This window comes from Intrasporangium chromatireducens Q5-1 (assembly GCF_000576575.1).
Lineage (GTDB): Bacteria > Actinomycetota > Actinomycetes > Actinomycetales > Dermatophilaceae > Intrasporangium_A > Intrasporangium_A chromatireducens.
This window is the reverse complement of the sequence record NZ_AWQS01000060.1, coordinates 1-20,513: the sequence shown is the minus strand read 5'-3', so window position 1 is coordinate 20,513 and position 20,513 is coordinate 1. Positions and strand designations below refer to the sequence as shown.

Genomic DNA, 20,513 nt, shown 5'->3' with positions numbered 1-20,513 from the left:
CCCCGGCGCGGGTCAGACGGTGAGCGGCCGGTCGGTCGGGGCGATCGGGCGCGGCAGGCCGGTCGCGCCGGTCAGCCACGCGTCGACGCCCGCGGCCGCGGACCGGCCCTCGGCGATGGCCCAGACGATGAGCGACTGTCCCCGACCGGCGTCTCCGGCAACGAACACACCGGGGACGGAGGTCATGAAGTTCTTGTCGCGCTGGACGTTCGTGCGCTCGTCGACAGTGACGCCGAGCTGCTGCAACAGGCCCTCCTGCTGCGGGCCGAGGAACCCCATGGCGAACAGGACGAGCTGAGCCGGGATCTCCCGCTCGGTGCCCTCCTTGAGGACCGGACGCCCGTCGACGAGCTCGACCTCGACGAGCCGGAGCCCGGCCACGTGCCCCTCACCGTCGTCGAGGAACTCGGTCGTGCTCACGGCATAGACCCGCTCGCCGCCCTCCTCGTGGGCGCTCGCGACGCGGTAGATGAGCGGGTAGGTCGGCCAGGGTTGGTTCGCCGGCCGGTCCTCGCCCGGCATCGGCAAGATCTCGAGCGAGGTGACCGACCGGGCACCCTGCCGGTGCGCCGTGCCGATGCAGTCCGCGCCGGTGTCGCCGCCGCCGATGACGACGACGTCCTTGCCGGTGGCGAGGACCTGGCCCTCGACCTCCTCGCCGAGGGCGGCGCGGTTGCCCTGGGGCAGGTACTCCATCGCCTGATGTATGCCGCTCAGCTGGCTTCCCGGGACCGCCAGCCCCCGCGGGACCGTGGCGCCGATGGCAAGGACGACCGCGTCGTAGCGGTCGCGCAGCTGGGGGCCGGTGAGGTCGACGCCGACCTCGACGCCGTTGCGGAAGCGAGTTCCCTCTGCCGCCATCTGGCGCAGCCGGCGGTCGAGGACCGACTTCTCCATCTTGAACTCCGGGATGCCGTAGCGCAGCAGGCCGCCGGGACGGTCCGCCCGCTCGAAGACGGCGACCGTGTGCCCGGCCCGGGTCAGCTGCTGCGCGGCAGCGAGGCCGGCCGGGCCGGAGCCGACGACCGCGACGGTCTTGCCCGAGAGGCGCTCCGGAGGCAGCGGCTCGACGAGCCCCCGCTCGAAGGCCTGCTCGACGGTCGTGACCTCGACCTGCTTGATCGTCACGGCGGGCTGGTTGATGCCGAGCACGCAGGCGGTCTCGCACGGCGCCGGGCAGAGCCGGCCCGTGAACTCGGGGAAGTTGTTCGTCGCGTGGAGCCGCTCGATGGCCCCACCCCAGTCGCCACGCCAGGCGAGGGTGTTCCACTCCGGGATGAGGTTGCCGAGCGGGCAGCCGCTGTGGCAGAAGGGGATGCCGCAGTCCATGCACCGGCCGGCCTGCCGCTGGAGCGTGTCGAGCTGCTGCTCCTCGTAGACCTCCTTCCAGTCGCGGATGCGGACGGGGACGGGGCGCCGGGCCGGCAGCTCACGCTCGCGGGTCTTCAGAAATCCTTGCGGGTCAGCCACGGGAAGCCTCCATGATCCGGTTCCACACCTCGGTGCCGTCGACGTCGAGGTCCTCGGCAGCCGCCTCCGCGCGCACGTCGAGAACGCGCTGGTAGGCGGCGGGCAGGACGAGCGTGAAGCGATGCCGCGCCTCGTCCCAGTCGGCGAGCAGACGTCGGGCCACCGCCGAGTCCGTCTCGTCGAGATGCCGCTCGAGCAGGTGTCGCAGGGTCGTCTCGTCGTCCGGCCGGAGCGGCAGCAGGTCGACGAGCTCGCCGTTGACGCGGTCGTGCTGCAGGTCGAGGACATAGGCGGTGCCTCCCGACATGCCGGCGGCGACGTTGCGTCCGGTCGGCCCGAGGATCACGACGGTGCCGCCCGTCATGTACTCGAGGGCGTGGTCGCCGACGCCCTCGACGACCGCGGTCGCACCGGAGTTGCGCACACAGAACCGCTCGCCGACCCGGCCGCGGAGGAACAGCTCACCGCTCGTCGCGCCATAGCCGATGACGTTGCCGGCGATCACGTTGTCCTCGGCGACGAGGGCGGCCTCACTCTCGGGCCGCACGATGACGCGCCCACCCGACAGGCCCTTGCCCACGTAGTCGTTCGCGTCGCCCAGGAGGCGCAGCGTGATCCCGCGCGGGAGGAAGGCGCCGTACGACTGGCCGGCGGTGCCGGTCATGGTCAGCTCGATGGTGCCGTCGGGCAGTCCTTCCGGGTGCGCCTGGGTCACGTGGTGCCCGAGCATCGTCCCCACGGTGCGGTTGACGTTGCGCACGGCGATGGTGCTCCGGACCGGCTCCCCCGCCTCGATCGCCGGCAGGGCCCGGGCGATCAGCTCGTTGTCGAGCGCCTTCTCGAGGCCGTGCTCCTGCGCCGTCGCGTGGTGCAGGCTGCCCCCGGTCGGGTTGGCCGCGACGGTGAGGATCGGGGTCAAATCGAGGCCCGACGCCTTCCAGTGCGTGATCGCCTTGTCGAGGTCGAGTGCGTCGACCTGGCCGACGGCCTCCTCGATGGAGCGGAACCCGAGGGCCGCGAGGTGCTCACGCACCTCCTCGGCGATGTACTCGAAGAAGGTCTCGACGAACTCGGGTCGCCCGCTGAAGCGGGCCCGCAGCTCGGGGTTCTGGGTCGCGACCCCGACCGGACAGGTGTCGAGGTGGCAGACCCGCATCATGATGCAACCGGACACGACGAGCGGTGCCGTCGCGAAGCCGAACTCCTCGGCGCCGAGCAGGGCAGCAATGACGACGTCGCGTCCCGTCTTGAGCTGGCCGTCGACCTGCACGACGATCCGGTCCCGCAAGCCGTTGACGACGAGGGTCTGCTGTGCCTCGGCGAGGCCGAGCTCCCACGGGGCACCGGCGTGCTTGAGCGAGGTGAGCGGCGACGCCCCGGTGCCGCCGTCGTGGCCCGAGATGAGCACGACGTCGGCGTGCGCCTTGGAGACGCCGGCGGCGACGGTCCCGACCCCGATCTCGGAGACGAGCTTGACGTGCACGCGGGCCGCCGGGTTCGCGTTCTTGAGGTCGTGGATCAGCTGGGCCAGGTCCTCGATGGAGTAGATGTCGTGGTGCGGGGGCGGTGAGATGAGCCCGACGCCGGGCGTCGAGTGCCGCGTCCGGGCCACCCACGGGTAGACCTTGTGGCCGGGCAGCTGGCCGCCCTCCCCCGGCTTGGCGCCCTGGGCCATCTTGATCTGGATGTCGTCGGCGTGGGTGAGGTAGAGGCTCGTGACGCCGAAGCGGCCCGAGGCGACCTGCTTGATCGCCGAGCGCCGCTCCGGGTCGAGCAGCCGCTCCGGGTCCTCGCCCCCCTCGCCCGTGTTGGACCGGGCGCCGAGCCGGTTCATCGCGACGGCAAGCGTCTCGTGCGCCTCCTGGGAGATCGAGCCGTAGCTCATCGCGCCGGTGCTGAAGCGCTTGACGATCGCGCTGACCGGCTCGACCTCCTCGAGCGGCACGGGCAGCCGCCCGGTCAGGCCGGGCGCCTTGAACCCCATCAGCCCGCGCAGGGTCATCAGACGGGACGACTGGTCGTCGACCCGGTTGGTGTACTGCTTGAAGATGTCGTAGCGACGGGTGCGGGTCGAGTGCTGGAGCCGGAACACCGTCTCGGGGTCGAACAGGTGCGGCTCGCCCTCGCGCCGCCACTGGTACTCGCCGCCCACGTCGAGGACGCGGTGCGCCTGGGCGACGCCCTCCGGCGGGTAGGCCCGGGCATGCCGCGCCGCGGTCTCCTTCGCGATGACGTCGAGACCGACGCCGCCGAGCTGCGAGACCGTGCCGGTGAAGTAGCGGTCGACCAGGTCCTGGGACAGGCCGATCGCCTCGAAGACCTGCGCCCCGCGGTAGGACGCCACCGTGGAGATGCCCATCTTCGACATGACCTTCAGGACGCCCTTGCCGAGCGCCTTGATGAGGTTGTGGACCGCCTGCTCGGGGGTCACGTCCTCGATGTGGCCGCCGCGGACGAGGTCCTCGACGGTCTCCATCGCGAGGTAGGGGTTGACCGCTGCGGCTCCGTAGCCGATGAGCAGCGCCACGTGGTGCACCTCGCGGACGTCGCCCGCCTCGACGAGGAGGCCCACCTGGGTGCGGGTCCGCTCCCGGATGAGGTGGTGGTGGACGGCGGCGGTGAGCAGCAGCGACGGGATCGGCGCGAGGTCGCGCCCCGAGTCGCGGTCGGACAGCACGACGAAGCGGGCACCGCGCCGGATCGCCTCGGAGACCTCGGCGAAGATCTCCTCGAGCCGCTCGCGCATCGCGCCGGCGCCGCCCGTGACGTCGTAGAGGCCGCGGACGACGTGGGTGGCGTAGCCGGGCAAGTCCCCGTCGGCGTTGATGTGCACGATCTTGGCCAGCTCGTCGTTGTCGATGACCGGGAAGTCGAGCACGACCTGGCGCGCGTGCGCCGGCGAGGCGGACAGGGCGTTGCCCTCCGGGCCGATCGTCGTCGACAGGGAGGTGACGAGCTCCTCGCGGATCGAGTCGAGGGGCGGGTTCGTCACCTGCGCGAACAGCTGGGTGAAGTAGTCGAAGAGGAGGCGGGGCCGGGACGAGAGGACCGCGATGGGGGTGTCGGTGCCCATCGAGCCGAGCGCCTCGGCGCCGGTGCGTGCCATCGGGGTCAGGAGGATCCGCAGCTCCTCGGTGGTGTACCCGAACGTCTGCTGGCGCCGGGCGACCGACGAGGCGGTGTGCACGACGTGCTCCCGCTCGGGCAGGTCCTCGAGCCGGATCATTCCGGCGTGCAGCCACTCGGAGTACGGCTGCGAGCCGGCCAGCTGTGACTTGATCTCGTCGTCGCTGACGATGCGCCCGTGCTCGGTGTCGACGAGGAACATCCGGCCCGGCTGGAGCCGGCCGCGCTTGACGACGGTGGCGGGATCGAGCTCGAGCACACCCGACTCGGAGGCGAGCACGACGAGGCCGTCCTCCGTCACGGTGTAGCGGCCCGGGCGCAGACCGTTGCGGTCGAGCACCGCACCGATGAGCGTGCCGTCGGTGAAGGCGACGTTGGCCGGGCCGTCCCACGGCTCCATGAACGTCGAGTGGAACTCGTAGAACGCGCGCCGGGCCGGGTCCATCGAGGCGTTGTTCTCCCACGCCTCCGGGATCATCATGAGCACGGCGTGGGGCAGTGAGCGGCCGCCGAGGTGGAGCAGCTCGAGGACCTCGTCGAAGCTGGCCGAGTCGGAGCCGCCCTGGGTGCAGATCGGGAAGAGCCGCTCGAGGTCGCCGGGGATGATGTCGGAGGTGAGCAGGCTCTCGCGGGCGCGCATCCAGTTGCGGTTGCCCTTGACGGTGTTGATCTCGCCGTTGTGGGCGATGAGCCGGTAGGGGTGCGCGAGCGGCCAGGACGGGAACGTGTTCGTCGAGAACCTCGAGTGCACGAGCGCGAGCTGGGTCGTGAGCCGCGCGTCGCTGAGGTCGGGGAAGAACGGCTCGAGCTGCCCCGTCGTCAGCATGCCCTTGTAGACGAGGGTGCGGCTCGACAGCGATGCGAAGTACACCGCGGTCTCACGCTCGACGCGCTTGCGCAGGCAGAAGGCGAGCCGGTCGAGGCCGAGGCTGACGGCACGCCCGATCCGCGACGAGACGAACAGCTGCTCGAAGTGCGGCATGCACTCGCGGGCCGTCTCACCGACGAGCTCGGGGACGACGGGGACCTCCCGCCACCCGAGCACCTGCAGGTTCTCGGTCGCGGCGATCTCCTCGATCCGCGTCTTGGCCGCCGCCCGCTGCTCGGGGTCCATGGGCAGGAAGGCCAGCCCAGCGGCATACGCTCCGGCGGCTGGCAGGTCGAACGGCACGACGGCGCGCAGGAACGCGTCGGGGACCTGCAGGAGGATGCCCGCCCCGTCGCCGACGAGGGGGTCGGCACCCGTGGCGCCCCGGTGGTCCAGGTTGCGCAGGGCGGTCAGCGCGAGGTCGACGATGTCGTGGCCGGCGCTGCCCCGCATCGTGGCGACGAACGCGACGCCGCAGGCGTCGTGCTCGTGTTCGCGCCGGTACAGGCCGAAGTCGTCCGGTTGGGCGCTGAAGCGGGCATGCGGCGACATGGTCACCGTCCTTCCGAATCGTTCCCCTGTCGATGCTGGCAGTGTGGACGGCGTCGGCCACGGTGAGGTGCGGCAAGGCTACTCCCGCGCGACGGTGGTCCCGCCCTTCGGAACGCGACGTATTGCATCCTGAGATGGACGCGGACGGGTCAGGCTCGGCCGTCCCCCTCGGTGGACGCCCTGCGGCCCGCGGCGTCGCCGGGGGCCGCAGGCTCCCGGTCCAGGGGACCGTCGGACCGCTCCCGCGAGTCGTCTCCCGCATCCCCCGCGGGACCCTCGGGCGCATCGGTCGAGCCCGGCGCGTCGGGCCGGGGGGCCGCTGCGGCCGAGGGGGACCGCTCGGCCCGGCCGAACCGGATCCACAGGGCGAGGCCGAGCAGGAAGACGAGGATCGACACCCACGTGTTGACCCGCTGGCCGAGGATGTGGTTGGCGCTGTCGCTGCGCATGTTCTCGATGACGATCCGCCCGATGGGATAGCCCATGACGTAGGCGGCGAAGACCTGGCCCGAGGCGAGCCGCCGGTGCCGGCCGAGCTGCACGAGCGCGACGGCGAGCAGGATGCACCAGATCGCCTCGTAGAGGAACGTCGGGTGGAAGTAGCCCTTCACGATGGGGTGGCCCGAGGCGTCCGTCACGGCGTGGCCGAGCGCCTGGTCCCACTCGTAGACCTTGAGCCGCCAGGGCAGGTCGGTCGGCCCGCCGTAGATCTCGTTGTTGAAGTAGTTGCCGAACCGGCCCATCGCCTGGGCGACGAGGATGCCGGGGGCGGCGGCGTCCGCGAAGTCCTTGAACGTCACGCCGTGCCGTCTGCCGCCGAGCCACACACCGACCGCACCGAGCGCGATGGCACCCCAGATGCCGAGGCCCCCGTTCCAGATCGCGAACGCGTCCATGGGGTGCCCGCCGGGGCCGAAGTAGGGCTGCGGAGTGGTGATGAGGTGGTAGATGCGACCGCCGACGATCCCGAACGGGACGGCCCAGGCGCTGATGTCGAGCGCGACCCCCTTGCGGGCGCCCCCTGCGACGAGCCGCCGGTCCGTCCACCACACGGCCACGACGATCCCCGCGAGGATGCACAGCGCGTAGGCACGGATTGGGATCGGTCCGAGGTACCAGACGCCTTGCGTCGGCGACGGGATGTCGGTGGTGAGGGACACCAGCGACGGTATGCCGCTCAGCGCGCTCATGCGCGTGCCTCCCGCACACCGTCGGCGAGCTCCGCCGCGAGCTTGCGCAGCCGGGCCAGCCCCTCGCCCGGCGAGGGTGCCTCGGTCAGGCAGCGGACGAGGGCAGACCCGACGATCACTCCGTCGGCGAAGCGGCCCACCTCGGCGGCCTGCGCCCCGGTCGAGACGCCCAGCCCGACGCAGACCGGCAGGTCGGTGACGGAGCGGGTCCGGGCGACGAGATCCTGGGCAGCATGGCCCACCTGCGCCCGAGCGCCGGTGACGCCCATGACGGCCGTGGCGTAGACGAACCCTCGGCAGGCGGACGTCACGGCGGCGAGCCGGTCGGGCGTCGAGCTGGGTGCCACGAGGAAGACCTTGTCGAGGCCGTGCCGGTCCGCGGCCTCGATCCACTCCCCCGCCTCGTCGGGGATGAGGTCCGGCGTGATCAGGCCGGAGCCGCCGGCGTCGGCGAGGTCGGCGGCGAACCGCTCGACCCCGTGCCGCAGGACCGGGTTCCAGTACGTCATGACCAGCGCCGCTGCGCCGCTGTCGACGACCGCACGCGCCGCCGTGAACGCGTCGTCGACCCGGACGCCGGCCTCGAGGGCCCGCACCGCGGCGTCCTGGATGACCGGCCCGTCCATGACCGGGTCGCTGTAGGGCACGCCGATCTCGATGATGTCGACGCCTGACTCGACGAGGGCGCGCATCGCCTCGATCGAGCCGTCGACGGTCGGGAAACCGACGGGCAGGTAGCCGACCAGGGCTGCCCGGCCCTCGTCACGGCACCGCTGGAGCACGGGTGCGACGCTCGTCACTGCTGCACCCCCGTCCCGGTCGGGTCCTCGGGGCTGACGGCGGGCTCCGGCGAGCCGGAGTCGTCGAGCAGGCCGAACCACTGGGCGGCGGTGTGCACGTCCTTGTCGCCCCGCCCGGACAGGTTGACGAGGATGACCGCGTCGGGGCCGAGCTCGCGCCCGAGCTGCATGGCACCGGCGAGCGCATGGGCGCTCTCGATGGCCGGCAGGATCCCCTCGGTGCGAGAGAGCAGCGCGAACGCCTCCATCGCCTCGTCGTCGGTGATCGGCCGGTACTCCGCACGGCCGGTCTCGCGGAGGTGGGCGTGCTCCGGGCCGACGCTGGGATAGTCGAGACCGGCGGAGACGCTGTGCGACTCGATGGTCTGGCCGTCCTCGTCCTGGAGCACGAACGTGTAGGCGCCGTGCAGAACGCCGGGCTCGCCGGTCGAGAACCGGGCGGCATGGTGGCCCGACGCGATCCCCGACCCGCCGGCCTCGAGGCCCACGAGGCGCACCTCGGCGTCGTCGAGGAACCGATGGAAGATCCCCATGGCGTTGGAGCCACCGCCGACGCAGGCGCAGACGACGTCGGGCAGGCGTCCGACGAGGTCGAGGACCTGCTGGCGGGCCTCGACGCCGATGACCCGATGGAAGTCCCGGACCATCTCCGGGAACGGGTGGGGGCCGGTCACCGTGCCGAGGACGTAGTGCGTCGTCTCGACGTTGGCGACCCAGTCGCGGAACGCCTCGTTGACCGCGTCCTTGAGCGTCTGGCTGCCGTGCTCGACGGCGACGACCTCGGCTCCGAGCAACCGCATCCGGGCGACGTTGAGCGCCTGCCGCTCGGTGTCCTTGCGGCCCATGTAGACGACGCACTCGAGGCCGAGCAGGGCCGCGGCCGTGGCCGTGGCGACGCCGTGCTGGCCGGCCCCGGTCTCGGCGATGACCCGGGTCTTGCCCATCCGCTTCGTCAGCAGGGCCTGCCCGAGCACGTTGTTGATCTTGTGTGACCCGGTGTGGTTGAGGTCCTCGCGCTTGAGGATGACCCGCGCCCCACCGCAGTGCTCCGCGAAGCGCGGCACCTCGGTGATGATGCTCGGCCGCCCCGTGTAGGTCCGGTGCAGGCGCTCGAGCTCCCCGACGAACTCGGGGTCGACGCGGGCCTTGCGGCGCTCCTCGTCGAGCTGCTCGAGGGCGGGGATCAGGGCCTCGGGGACGTAGCGCCCGCCGAAGCCGCCGAACCGCCCGACGGGGGCGTGGGACATGCTCACTCCTGCTCGGATCGTGCTGCGGTCGCGGCCGCGATGAACTCCCGGACGGCCTCGATGGGCCGCCCACCGGTGACGAGGGCCTCGCCGACGAGGACGGCGTCGGCCCCGGACCGCACGTAGGACACGACGTCCTGCACCCCCGTCACACCCGACTCGGCCACCGAGACGACACCGTCCGGGATGCGTGGAAGGAGATCGTGCACCGTGCGGGGGTCGACCTCGAGGGTCTTGAGGTTGCGCGCGTTGACCCCGACGAGGACGGGGTCGAGGGCGAGGGCCCGGTCGAGCTCGTCCGGTGCGTGGACCTCGACGAGCGGGGTCATCCCGAGCTCGAGCGCCTGGCTGTGCAGGTCACGCAGGAGCACGTTGTCCAGCCCCGCGACGATGAGCAGCACGAGATCGGCTCCGTGGGCCCGCGCCTCGGTGACCTGGTAGGGGTCGACGACGAAGTCCTTCCGCAGCACCGGGACCCTCACGGCCGCGCGGACGGCGTCGAGGTCTGCGAGCGACCCGGAGAACCGACGCTGCTCGGTCAGCACGCTGATCGCACTCGCCCCGCCGGCCTCGTAGGCCGCTGCCAGCGCAGCCGGCTCGGGGATCTCGGCGAGGTGCCCCTTGCTCGGGCTGCGTCGCTTGACCTCGGAGATGACGGCGACGCCGGGCGCTGCCCGGAAGGCAGACAGGACGTCGAGGGCGGGCGCAACGTGGGCGAGGTGCGCCTCGAGCCGGCCGACGGGCAGGGTCGCACGCCGGGCCTCGAGATCTTCGCGCACGCCCTCGATGATCTCGTCGAGAACGTTGGCCACCGTGCTCAGCTCTGGCCGAGCGTCTTGGCGCCCGACTCCTGTGGGGCATCGGCGAGGAGCGTCTCTGCGTGGGTGGGGTGGCCCTTGCTGCCGTAGCCGGCCATCGACAGGACCTTGCCCGCGATCGCGCCGATGACGATGACGACCGCCCCGATGATGCCGAGGACGACGCTCGGGATGACGACGGCGATCGCGGCGATGATGCACCCGACGAGGACGATGGAGACCAACGTCCACGCGGCGACGCTGTGGCCGTGGTCCTCGTGCTCTTCTTCCATGACTCACTCTCTCCGGTGGATGACGTCTACGCGGGGCCCATTGTGTCAGGTGTGTGTGGGTGTGTCGGGCAAGGGCCGCCCCCGGCGCGACACGCCGCAGGGCTCAGTCGTCGGGTGGGCGGTCGGCGGCTGTCGGGTCGCGTCCCTCGGTGAGGTCGTCCCACGTGCTCCGGACCTGGCCGCGGGGTCCGGCGGCGGGTCGCGCGCCCCGCTCGTACCGTGCGCTGAGGCCTCCCCATCCCCGGCTCCACGACGCGGCGAGGGCGGCTCCGGCCACCAGGGCGACGGCCGCCACGAACGCGAGCCACACCATGACCGTCGGGCTGCCAGTGGCCCCGGGAGCCGTCGTCCGGGCCAGGGCGCGCGCCACCGCATCAGCCACCACCTGGGTCGGTCGCAGCGCGACGAGCAGGACGAGGGCCAGGGCGCCGAGGGCGGCGAGGACGAGCAGGACGGCCGAGACGGCTCGGATCACGCGTCCGCCGGTCATGATCGCGAGCAGCGCGGCAACGGCGACGATGGCGAGGCCGATGACGCCGGGCATCGCCTCCGTGCCGGTCACCGAGGTCGGCCCGTGGCTGAGGACGTCGTTGGCGCGGCCGGTCGCCCAGGTCTGCGTGGACAGGGTGGCCAGGACCGCCGCCGGCACCGCCACGACCAGCGTGGCCCGGCGCTTGCCCGCCATCAGCGGGCCACCGTCCGCAGGCCCTCGGCCGCCGCGACGGCCCGCAGGGCGGCCGCTGCCTTGTTCACCGTCTCGTCGTACTCGAGCCCGGGGACCGAGTCTGCGACGATGCCGGCACCGGCCTGGACGTGCGCCTGGCCGTCCTTGATCAATGCGGTGCGGATGGCGATCGCCATGTCGAGGTCCCCGGCGAAGTCGAGGTAGCCGACGACTCCCCCGTAGAGACCGCGCCGTAGGCGCTCGTAGTCGTCGATGAGGGCCATGGCGCGTGGCTTCGGGGCGCCGGACAAGGTGCCCGCGGGGAAGGTCGCGACGAGCGCGTCGTAGGCGGAGCACCCATCGCGCAGCTGGCCCACGACGGTCGACTCGATGTGCATGATGTGGCTGTAGCGGCGCACGGACATGAAGTCGATGGTGTCGACGCTGCCCGCGCGGCAGATCCGTTGGAGGTCGTTGCGTGCGAGGTCGACGAGCATGAGGTGCTCGGCTCGCTCCTTGGCGTCGGCGAGCAGCTCCTCGGCCAGGTGTGCGTCGTGCTCCGGGGTGGCACCGCGCGGCCGGGAGCCGGCGATGGGATGGGTGATCGCCTGGCGGCCGGCCACCTTGATGAGGGCCTCCGGACTCGACCCGACGACGTCGTAGGACGACCCGTCCGGGTGTGGCAGGCGCAGGAGGTACATGTAGGGGCTCGGGTTGGAAACCCGCAGCGCCCGGTAGACGTCGAGGGCGTCGGCCGCGCACGGCACGGAGAACCGCTGGGACACGACGATCTGGAACGCCTCACCCGCCCGGATCGCCTCCTTGGCCCGCTCCACGACCGCCTCGAACTCGGGACGGCTGTGGCTGCTCGCCGGCTGCTGGCTCACCGGGCTGATCGTCGACACGGTGCTCTCGGCGGGTGCGGCGAGCTCGCCGGTCATCCGGTCGAGACGGTCGACGGCGTCCGCCCAGGCCTGCTCGACCCGCTCGTCGGTCGCGTCGCGGTTGAGCGCGTTGGCAACAAGCAGCAACGAGCCGTCGCTGTGGTCGAAGACGGCCAGGTCGGTGGTCAGCATCATCGCCAGCTCGGGCAGGTCGAGCCGGTCCTCGCCCGTGTCGGGCACGGCCTCCCAGTGTCGGACGGCGTCATAGGTGATCGCCCCGACCATGCCGCCTGTCAGGGGCGGCAGGCCCGCGATCCGAGCGGTGGCCAGCGCCTCGACGGTGGCCCGGAGGGCCTCCGTCGGGTCGCCGCTGGTGGGCAGGCCGACCGGCACCTCCCCGATCCAGTGCGCCTGCCGGTCCCGCTCGGTCAGGGTGGCCTCGGCCCGCGCTCCGACGATCGAGTAGCGCGACCAGACGCCACCGTGCTCCGCCGACTCGAGCAGGAAGGTGCCCGGTGCGTCCTTGGCGAGCTTGCGGTAGACGCCGACCGGCGTCTCGGCGTCGGCGAGCACCCGGCGCACGACCGGGATGACACGACGGTCACCGGCGAGCGCGAGCTCGGTGAACTCCTCGAGGGAGGGCCAGGTCACCCCCCACGTGAGGTCAGCCTCCGGCTGGACCGGGGTGAGCGGCATACGGGCTGGTGGCGTCGGTGCTGCTGTCACTGTCCGTCACCCACGACGGCGGGCAGCACCCGGGCATCGAAGCAGGTGCGGTCGCCGGTGTGGCAGGCAGCGCCCTCCTGGTCGACGAGGACGAGCAGTGCGTCGCCGTCGCAGTCGAGCCGCACTCCCTTGACCCACTGGACGTGCCCGCTCGTGTCGCCCTTGCGCCAGTACTCCTGGCGGCTGCGGGACCAGAAGGTGACCCTGCCCTCGCTGAGGGTGCGGCGCAGGGCCTCCTCGTCCATCCAGCCCACCATGAGCACCTCGCGCGTGTCGTGCTGCTGCACGACGGCGGCGACGAGGCCGTGGTCGTCGCGCTTGAGCAGGTCAGCGATGGTCGGGTCGAGGACGGGAGACGAGGTCACGCGGCCATTGTGCCGGTCAGGACGACTCGCGGCGGTAGCGGCTCGGAGTGTGGCCCAGGACGGCGCGAAAGTCGTTCGTCAGGTGCGCTTGGTCGGCGTAGCCGAGGTCTGCGGCGATGGCGGCCAGGTCGAGACCCGGCTCGGTCCGGATGCGCTCGGCCGCTTCCTGGAGGCGACGCCTGCGGATCATGGCCGCCGGCGGCAGGCCCACGTAGCGCCTGGCCAGGCGCTGGACGGTTCGCGGCGAGACCGCGAGGCGGGCGGCGACGTCCTCGAGCTGCAGGACGGTGCTGTCGCCGTCGATGAGGTCGGTCATCGTGTTGGCGAGGAGCGCCTCGGCGGAGATGCTGGGCACGCGGGCCCGCAACCAGTCGGCGAAGCACTGGACGGCACGGGTGCGCCGGACGTCGCCGTCGTCGCTGGCGTTGCCGCGCGTGACGGCGCTGTCGCTGGCGCTCCGCATCGCCTCACAGACGGTGGCGTGCAGGTCGGGCAGGTCGAGCGGCAGGTAGCGGTCGCGGGTGCTGCCGGGGTCGTCGACCAACGCGGGCACCGCGGCGGGCCGCAGCAGGGCACCGACGGCCCATCCCCGGCCGGTGAGGTCGCGGTGCGACCGGTGCGTGGTGGGGCCGGCGAACCCAACGAGGTCCGGCTCGACCACGAGGTTGCTGGCCGGGTAGGCGATGGTGTCCTGCCGGGACGTGCGGCCCGGCGGGAGGTCCCACTCGGGGACCCAGAACCAGCGGACGAGGTCGGCGGCGGGCGCGGGCGGGGTGAGGCGGTGGAACGTCGGGAGCCGCTCCGGGTAGAGGACGCCGCGCGCCGATCCGGTCATGGCGACAGGGTAGGTGCGCCGGGCGACAACGACCTGTCGCGAATCTCCAAGCCCAGCGGCGTCGTCGCTCCCTAGCGTCGAGGACATGAACGAGACCAGCACCGCCACCACCAGCACCACGTCCGGTCGCTTCACGACCAACGGTGTGCCACACGGGCTCACGACCCTGACACCCTTCCTCGCCATCCCCGATGCCCGGGGCGCGATCGCCTTCTACCGCAAGGTGTTCGGTGCCCGCGTCGTCGACGTGACGGAGATGGGCGGAGTCGTCGCACATGCCGAGCTCGACTTCGGCAACGGCCACCTCCAGCTCGGCGAGCCGACCGCCGCCTTCCACCTCGTTGCCCCGCCCGACGGCGACGAGGTGTGCTACTCCATCGGCCTCTACTGCCCGGACGTCGACGACGTCGTCGCCCGCGCGGTTGCCGCCGGTGCCACCGTCCGCGAGCCGGCCACCGACTTCGTCTCGGGCGACCGGTTCGCCAGCATCAGGGACCCCTATGGGGTGCGGTGGTCCGTCCTCACCCGGGTGGAGGACCTGTCGGAGGAGGAGAGCGCCCGACGCGTCGCCGAGTGGGCCGCCCAGCAGGGCTGATGGGTGGGTCCAACGGGGCCCGGAGCGCAGCTCCCCTCGGCGCTCAGAGCGCCTGCTGCTGGGCCACCCAGGAGGCGTGCAGCCCGGTATAGACGCCACCGCGCCGGACGAGCTCGCTGTGGTGGCCCCGCTCGACCACCCGGCCCGCATCGACGACGATCACCTCGTCTGCGGCCTCCGCCGTGGACAGCCGGTGGGCGATCGCGATGCTCGTGCGGCCCCGGGTCAGGGAGTCGAGCGCTCGCTGCAGCCGGACCTCGGTGCTCGGGTCGACGGCCGAGGTCGCCTCGTCGAGCACGAGCAGGTCCGGGTCGGCGAGGTAGGCGCGCGCCAGGGCCACGAGCTGGCGCTCTCCTGCGGACAGCGACTCGCCGCGCTGCCCGACCTCGGTGTGCAGGCCCTGGGCGAGCGTGGCGAGCCACCCGTCGAGGCCGAGCTCGGTGAGGGTGAGCCGGACGTCCTGCTCGGTCGACTCGGGCCGGCCGAAGCGGACGTTGTCGAGCAGGGTGCCGTCGAAGAGGAACCCCTCCTGCGGCACGAGCACGACGCGCTGGCGCAGCGACGCGAAGCTGACCCGCCGAAGGTCGGTGCCGTCGATGAGGACGCGGCCGGTCGTCGGGTCCATCAGTCGGGTGAGCAGCTTGGCCAGCGTCGACTTCCCCGAGCCAGTCTCGCCGACGATGGCGACCCGGGACCGCGGCTCGATCGCCAGGTCGACGTTGTGCAGCACCTGCTCGCCGCCCGGGTAGGCGAAGCCGACGTGTTCGAAGGCGACGCGAATGGGGCCGCGCGGCAAAACGATCCCGTCCTCTGGGTCGGCGACGTCGGCGGGCGTGTCGATGATGCCGATGACCCGCCGCCAGCCGGCGACCGCGTTCTGCATCTCGTTGAGGATCTCGGTCGCCTGCTGGACCGGCTGGGTGAACAGGTTGACGAGGAACAAAAAGGCGAGCAGCTCACCGAGCGTGAGGCGGCCGTTGACGGCGAGGACGGTCCCGACGACGAGGACGACGGCCGTCGTCAGGCCAGAGACGAACTGGCCCGAGGTGAAGGCGAGGACCGAGCGGGCCTGCGCGCCGATCGCCGCCCTGCGGTGCTCCTCCACGGTGCGGTCGATCCGCTCCGCGGTGCGGTCCTCGACGGCGTAGGCGCGGATCGCCTGCGCTCCGACGACCGCCTCGGAGATCGCGCCCAGCATGTCGCCGACCCGTTCGCGGACTCGGGTGTAGGCGCGCCCGACGATGCCCTGGAACTTCTGGATGATGATGAAGAGTGGCACGAAGCAGGCCCAGACGACGAGGGCGAGCACGGGGCTGTATATGAACATGAGGACCGTCGCGAGCGTGATCTGCGCGAGGTTGATCATGAGCATCAGCCCGCCGAACTGGACGAACATCGAGATCGTGTCGACGTCCGATGTCACGCGCGAGACCAGGCTGCCGCGTCGTTCGGTGCTCTGGGTCAGCATGGCGAGGTCGTGGATGTGCCGGAAGGCCTTGACCCGCAGGGTGGCCAGCCCGCTCTCGGAGGCGCGGAACAGCCGGACGTTGACGAAGTAGGCGGACAGGGCGGTCACGACGACCCCGGCGAGGGCGACCGTCACCCAGCGGATCACGACGTCGACGTCCGCGCCACCGGGGGCGAGAATGCCGTCGTCCGTCGTGCGCTGCACGACGAAGGGCACGAGAATCCGTCCCAGGGTCGACAGCACGGCGAAGAGGACGGTGACGCCGATCCCCTTGCGCAGCTCCGGAGAGAGCACCAGCCCTCGTCGCAGCGTCTGCCACGTCGTCATCTCCCCGCCGGACGCGATGCCACCGTGGTCGACGAGCGGCGCGTTGCGCATGCTCACAGCCGGACCCCCTCGTCCTCGGCGGGCTCCTCGTCGGCGGCGATCGCCTCGCGCTCCGCCGCCTCCCGGGCATAGGCGGTGACGAGGCGCTCGTACCCGGCGCACCTGGCCATCAGCTCGTCGTGCCGGCCGTGGTCGACGACACGTCCGGCCTCGACGTAGACGACCTCGTCCGCGAGCAGGATCGTGGCCATTCGGTAGGCGACGACCAGCACGGTGGTGCCGCTGCTCGCCTCCCGGAGCCCTGCGAGGATCGCCTGCTCCACACTGGGGTCGACCGCGGAGGTGGCGTCGTCGAGGACCAGCAGCTGCGGGTCGCGGATCACCGCCCGCGCGAGGGCGATTCGCTGGCGCTGGCCGCCGGAGAGAGTCCCGCCCCGCTCCCCCACCCTGGTGTCGAGGCCGTGGGGCAGCCGCGCCACGAACGAATCGCCCTGAGCCACGCGGAGGGCGGCCCAGACCCGGTCGTCCTGGTGATCGGCGCCGAGCGTGATGTTGCCGCGGACCGTGTCGTCGAACATGAAGGTCTGCTGCGCGACCAGGGCCGCGACCTCGGAGACGCCGCCTCGGCGCACCTCGCGCAGGTCGACCCCGTCGATCCGCACCTCACCGGTGTCGGGGTCGACGAGGCGCATCATCAGCTCGGTCAGCGTCGACTTGCCGCTGCCCGTCGGGCCGACGAGCGCGACGGTGGAACCCGCCGCCACGTCGATCGTGACCCCGCGGATGGTGGGGTTGCGCGCGAGCTCGCCCGACTCGGTGACGACCTCGTGCGCGTACGAGACGCCCTCGGCCGCGAGCCGGCTGGCGGCACCCGTGGGCAGGCTGCGCTCGCCGTACCCCATGGCACCCTGCGCCTCGAGGACCGCCGCCACACGGTTCCAGCCGACGACCGCGCGGGGCAGCTCCGCGAGCACCCAGCCGAGCGCCCGGACGGGGAAGGCCGTGATCGAGAAGAGATAGGCGATCTGCACCACCTCGGCCGCGGAGAGCTGGCCGCCGCGCACCCGCATCGTGCCGACGACGAGCACGGCCAGGGTGCCCAGGGTCGGGATGGCCTCGATGGCCGGGTCGAAGCGGCCGCGCGTGCGGCCGACCTCGATGTTGGCGTTGCGCAGCTCGTTCGTCACGTGCCGGAACCGCTCCGTCTCGAAGTCCTCGCGGCCCAGTGACTTGACGATGAGCGCCGCCTCGAAGCTCTCGTGGGCGACCTCTGAGACGTCGGCGCGCAGCTGCTGTGCCCGCGTCACTCGAGGGGACATCGCGCGCTGGAAGGCGACGTTGGCGGCGAAGAGCATCGGGAAGACCGTCAGGCCGATGATCGCCAGGACGGGGTCGACGACGACCATCTGGACGACGCCGAAGACGAGCATGACGAGGACGCCGATCGCCATCGGCAGGGGCGCGAAGACGTTCCACGTGGCTTCGACGTCGGCGTTCGCGTTGGACAGCAGCTGGCCGGACGGGTGGCGGTGGTGCCAGCTCAGCGGCAGCCGGAGGTACTGCCTCGTCACGAGCCGCCGGTAGCGGGCGCCGAGGTTGTACATCGCCACGCCGCCGGCGATGCGCCGGCCGACGACGCCGACGACGGTCGCGAGGACGACGAGCGCGATCGTGCCGCCGATGTACCAGAGCTGTCCCGCGGTCACGTGGCGCGCCTCGATGGCCGGTGCGATGGCGGTGTCGGTGACGTGGCCGATGGCCCAGGCCGTCATCGATGTCATGACGCCGTAGACGGCACTGCCGACGACCGCAAGGGCGAACCAGCGGGGCTCGTCGCGGACGCCCCGCCGGACGACGGACAGCCCCTGGCGCAGGCTGGATCGGGTCGGCAGAGTGGTCACGAGTGGTTGCTCCGCAGCGGACGAGGATGACGGGTGGTTGGCGCGTCGGACACGAAGGTCGAGCCTCTCACGACTCCGCGGCCCGGCCGAACGGCGCCGCGCCGCGTCGAGCGGTGACGAGCCGCCACAGCCATTGGTCCGGGCCGTCCGGCTGGGGCTCCCGGCACACGCGGCTGAACCCGGTCCGGGCGAGCACCCGCTCGGATGGGACGTTGTCGACCTCGGTGTGGGCGACGACCTCCGCGACACCTGACGCGCGCAGGGCACCCAGGTAGGCCGCGAGCACGTCCGTCATCAGGCCTCGTCCCCGTGCCGTCTCGACCAACCCGTACCCGATCTCGGCTCGTCCGTGCGCGGTCGGCGGCCCGGCACAGCCGATCGTCCCGACGACGAGGCCAGTCCGGCGATCACGAATCGCGCGGGCTGCGAACGGATCTCCCTCCGTGGCCATGCGCACGGCATCCCCGTCGTCCTCGCGGGGGAAGGCTGGGTCCCAGCCCGGCTGGCGGCGCCCGATGAGTATGCCGCCCACCTCGCTCCGCGTGAACGTGGCCAACGTCGCGCGGGCCGTCTCGATGGGAGCGGCTCCGAGGGGTCTCGCTGCCGCTCCGGTGCTGACCCAGTAGCGGCGGGAGCCGCCGCGCACGTCCTCGAGGACCCCACCGGCTCCCTCGATCGTGCGGGCCGAGCCGATGTTGTCGTCGTCGCACGTGATGAGGACGGGGTCGAGCCTCTGGGCTCCGGCCCGCGCGAGGACGAGCTGGAGCGCCGTGGAGGCAATGCCCCGTCGCCGCAGACGGGGACGGACGGCATAGCCAATGTGGCCGCCGACGAGGAGCAGGGCTGGGGTGAGGTCGTGGCGCAGGGTGATGGTGCCGGCGAGCTCGCCCTCGTGGCGGATCCACCAGTAGTCGGCAGGCACCTTTCCGACTCCCACCGGGGTTTCCGGTCGGCTCGCCTCCACACGGCTGCGGACCCAGGCGGCGAACTGGGCGGGCTCGCGCTCGTGCTCCGACCGGTCGTGCAGCCCTGAGCCGTGAACCGGGGCGCCGGCGAACTCGTCTACCAGGTCCCACCACTCGGCCGCGAGCTCGACGGAGGGCAGGATGAGGTCGACCACGTCGACCGACGCTAGTGGCCCGGTCCACCGCGCTGCCACCGGATTGCCCTCTCGCGTTTGGAAGGATGACACCCATGACCGTGCCCATCTCGACGCGACGGGGCCGTCTCTCCGTCACCAGCGTCCGACTGGCCGGCGCCGAGGACCTGGACCGGCTCCAGGACATCGAGGTCGCGGCGGACCACAGCTTCGGCACCGTTCTCGACCTGTCCGACTGGCCGCCGCCACCGACCGGGCCGGAGCGCGCACGGGAACGCGGCTTCCTCCTCGTCGTCGGCCAGCCCGCCGTCGGTTTCGCCCATGTCCTCGAGCTGGACACCGACCAAGGCCCCCAACTGCACCTCGAGCAGCTGTCCGTGCACCCGGAGGCGGGGCGTCGTGGGCTCGGCACCATGCTGCTGCTCGCTGCCCTCGGCGTGGCGCTCGAGCGCGGACACGAGGCGATCACCCTGATGACCTATGCCGACGTCCCGTGGAACGGGCCCTGGTACGAGCGGCACGGCTTCCGGGAGCTGGACCTCGACGCACCGGACGTGCGCGGCGACGCGGTGGTGAAGGCGCTCCGCCCCCTCCGACACACTGAGCAGCGCCTCGGCCTGGACAGGCACGGTCGCCGCATCGCGATGCAGCGCTCCCTCGTCGAGGCACCGACACCGATCCCGGCGGTCAGCGTCATCCCGTTGCGCGACGGGCCGCACGGGCTCGAGGTCTTCGTCCAGCACCGCGCGTCGACCATGGACTTCGTGCCCGGTGCCGTCGTCTTCCCTGGCGGGAGGGTCGACCCGCAGGACCACGAGACGGCCGGGACCCTCGCTCTGCCCGCCGACCTCGTGAGTGAGCAGGGCCGACGGTGGCGGCACACGGCATACGGCGATGGCGGGACTGCCGAGAAGCAGACCAGGACGCTCCTCGCCACGGCGGTGCGGGAGCTGGCCGAGGAGACCGGCGTTGTCGTCGCGCCGAGCCGGCTCGTGCCGTGGGACCGGTGGGTGACTCCGGTCGGCTACGGGAAGCGCTTCGACGTGTCGTTCTTCGTGCTGCCGGTCGAGCGGGACACCTTGGCCCACACGACGACGGAAGCCACGGGCTCGGAATGGCTGCCCCTCGACGAGCTCGTGAGCCGCGCTGAAGCCCGGGAGCTGGCCCTCGTGCCCCCGACCCGCACCATCGTCGACGAGCTGCAGCAGCTCGGGTCGGTCGAGTCGGTTGTCGAGCTGCGACCCGTGATCCAGACCGTGCGCCACGACCTGACGCCCCTACGGCCCCGCCCGTCAGACCTCTAGCC

General features: G+C 72.1%; 16 protein-coding genes. 2 read left to right on the top strand and 14 right to left on the bottom strand.

Features of this window, described 5'->3' with window-relative positions:
- Window positions 1–12: 12 nt before the first annotated feature.
- The 11 genes from N864_RS09475 to N864_RS09425 all read right to left on the bottom strand — a co-directional run bounded on the left by N864_RS09475 (window position 13) and on the right by N864_RS09425 (window position 13,817).
- Complete coding sequence (locus N864_RS09475; RefSeq protein WP_034715888.1) at window positions 13–1,470, bottom strand: glutamate synthase subunit beta; 1,458 nt, start codon at window positions 1,468–1,470, stop codon at window positions 13–15.
- The gene (gene gltB, locus N864_RS09470; RefSeq protein WP_034715887.1) at window positions 1,463–6,016 is read right to left on the bottom strand and encodes a glutamate synthase large subunit; all 4,554 of its coding nucleotides are present in this window, start codon (window positions 6,014–6,016) and stop codon (window positions 1,463–1,465) included. The genes N864_RS09475 and gltB overlap by 8 nt, the downstream gene beginning before the upstream one ends.
- A 149-nt stretch (window positions 6,017–6,165) precedes the next feature.
- Window positions 6,166–7,206, bottom strand: a complete 1,041-nt coding sequence (gene lgt / locus N864_RS09465) for a prolipoprotein diacylglyceryl transferase (protein WP_081793628.1) — start codon at window positions 7,204–7,206, stop codon at window positions 6,166–6,168.
- Entirely contained in the window at window positions 7,203–8,006 is an 804-nt protein-coding gene (gene trpA, locus N864_RS09460) for a tryptophan synthase subunit alpha (RefSeq protein WP_034715886.1), read from the bottom strand. Before trpA ends, lgt begins: the two co-directional genes overlap by 4 nt.
- Entirely contained in the window at window positions 8,003–9,253 is a 1,251-nt protein-coding gene (trpB, locus tag N864_RS09455; RefSeq protein ID WP_034715885.1) for a tryptophan synthase subunit beta, read from the bottom strand. The genes trpA and trpB overlap by 4 nt, the downstream gene beginning before the upstream one ends.
- 2 nt (window positions 9,254–9,255) lie before the next feature.
- Window positions 9,256–10,065, bottom strand: a complete 810-nt coding sequence (gene trpC / locus N864_RS09450; protein ID WP_034715884.1) for an indole-3-glycerol phosphate synthase TrpC — start codon at window positions 10,063–10,065, stop codon at window positions 9,256–9,258.
- Window positions 10,066–10,070: 5 nt separating this feature from the next.
- Complete coding sequence (locus N864_RS09445) at window positions 10,071–10,343, bottom strand: HGxxPAAW family protein (protein ID WP_034715883.1); 273 nt, start codon at window positions 10,341–10,343, stop codon at window positions 10,071–10,073.
- A 103-nt stretch (window positions 10,344–10,446) separates the two neighbouring features.
- On the bottom strand, window positions 10,447–11,028 hold the full coding sequence (locus N864_RS09440) for a Trp biosynthesis-associated membrane protein (protein WP_034715882.1): 582 nt from the start codon (window positions 11,026–11,028) through the stop codon (window positions 10,447–10,449).
- Window positions 11,028–12,587 (bottom strand): anthranilate synthase component I, encoded by a 1,560-nt coding sequence (locus N864_RS09435; protein WP_034715881.1) that lies wholly within the window; start codon window positions 12,585–12,587, stop codon window positions 11,028–11,030. Before N864_RS09435 ends, N864_RS09440 begins: the two co-directional genes overlap by 1 nt.
- Window positions 12,588–12,613: 26 nt before the next feature.
- The gene (hisI, locus tag N864_RS09430) at window positions 12,614–12,982 is read right to left on the bottom strand and encodes a phosphoribosyl-AMP cyclohydrolase (protein WP_034715880.1); all 369 of its coding nucleotides are present in this window, start codon (window positions 12,980–12,982) and stop codon (window positions 12,614–12,616) included.
- Window positions 12,983–12,998: 16 nt separating this feature from the next.
- Window positions 12,999–13,817, bottom strand: a complete 819-nt coding sequence (locus N864_RS09425; RefSeq protein ID WP_034715892.1) for an AraC family transcriptional regulator — start codon at window positions 13,815–13,817, stop codon at window positions 12,999–13,001.
- A gap of 85 nt (window positions 13,818–13,902) precedes the next feature.
- On the opposite strand from N864_RS09425, the gene N864_RS09420 reads away from it, so the two are divergent.
- Complete coding sequence (locus N864_RS09420) at window positions 13,903–14,412, top strand: VOC family protein (protein WP_034715879.1); 510 nt, start codon at window positions 13,903–13,905, stop codon at window positions 14,410–14,412.
- A gap of 43 nt (window positions 14,413–14,455) precedes the next feature.
- On the opposite strand, the gene N864_RS09415 is transcribed toward N864_RS09420, so the two are convergent.
- The 3 genes from N864_RS09415 to N864_RS23620 all read right to left on the bottom strand — a co-directional run bounded on the left by N864_RS09415 (window position 14,456) and on the right by N864_RS23620 (window position 19,228).
- Window positions 14,456–16,258 (bottom strand): ABC transporter ATP-binding protein, encoded by a 1,803-nt coding sequence (locus tag N864_RS09415; protein WP_034715878.1) that lies wholly within the window; start codon window positions 16,256–16,258, stop codon window positions 14,456–14,458.
- Window positions 16,259–16,260: 2 nt separating this feature from the next.
- On the bottom strand, window positions 16,261–18,108 hold the full coding sequence (locus N864_RS09410) for an ABC transporter ATP-binding protein (protein ID WP_034715877.1): 1,848 nt from the start codon (window positions 18,106–18,108) through the stop codon (window positions 16,261–16,263).
- A gap of 67 nt (window positions 18,109–18,175) precedes the next feature.
- Window positions 18,176–19,228: a GNAT family N-acetyltransferase gene (locus tag N864_RS23620; protein WP_051518402.1), complete on the bottom strand. Its 1,053-nt coding sequence runs from the start codon at window positions 19,226–19,228 to the stop codon at window positions 18,176–18,178.
- 74 nt (window positions 19,229–19,302) lie between these two features.
- On the opposite strand from N864_RS23620, the gene N864_RS24135 reads away from it, so the two are divergent.
- Complete coding sequence (locus N864_RS24135) at window positions 19,303–20,511, top strand: GNAT family N-acetyltransferase (protein ID WP_081793626.1); 1,209 nt, start codon at window positions 19,303–19,305, stop codon at window positions 20,509–20,511.
- Window positions 20,512–20,513 lie beyond the last annotated feature (2 nt).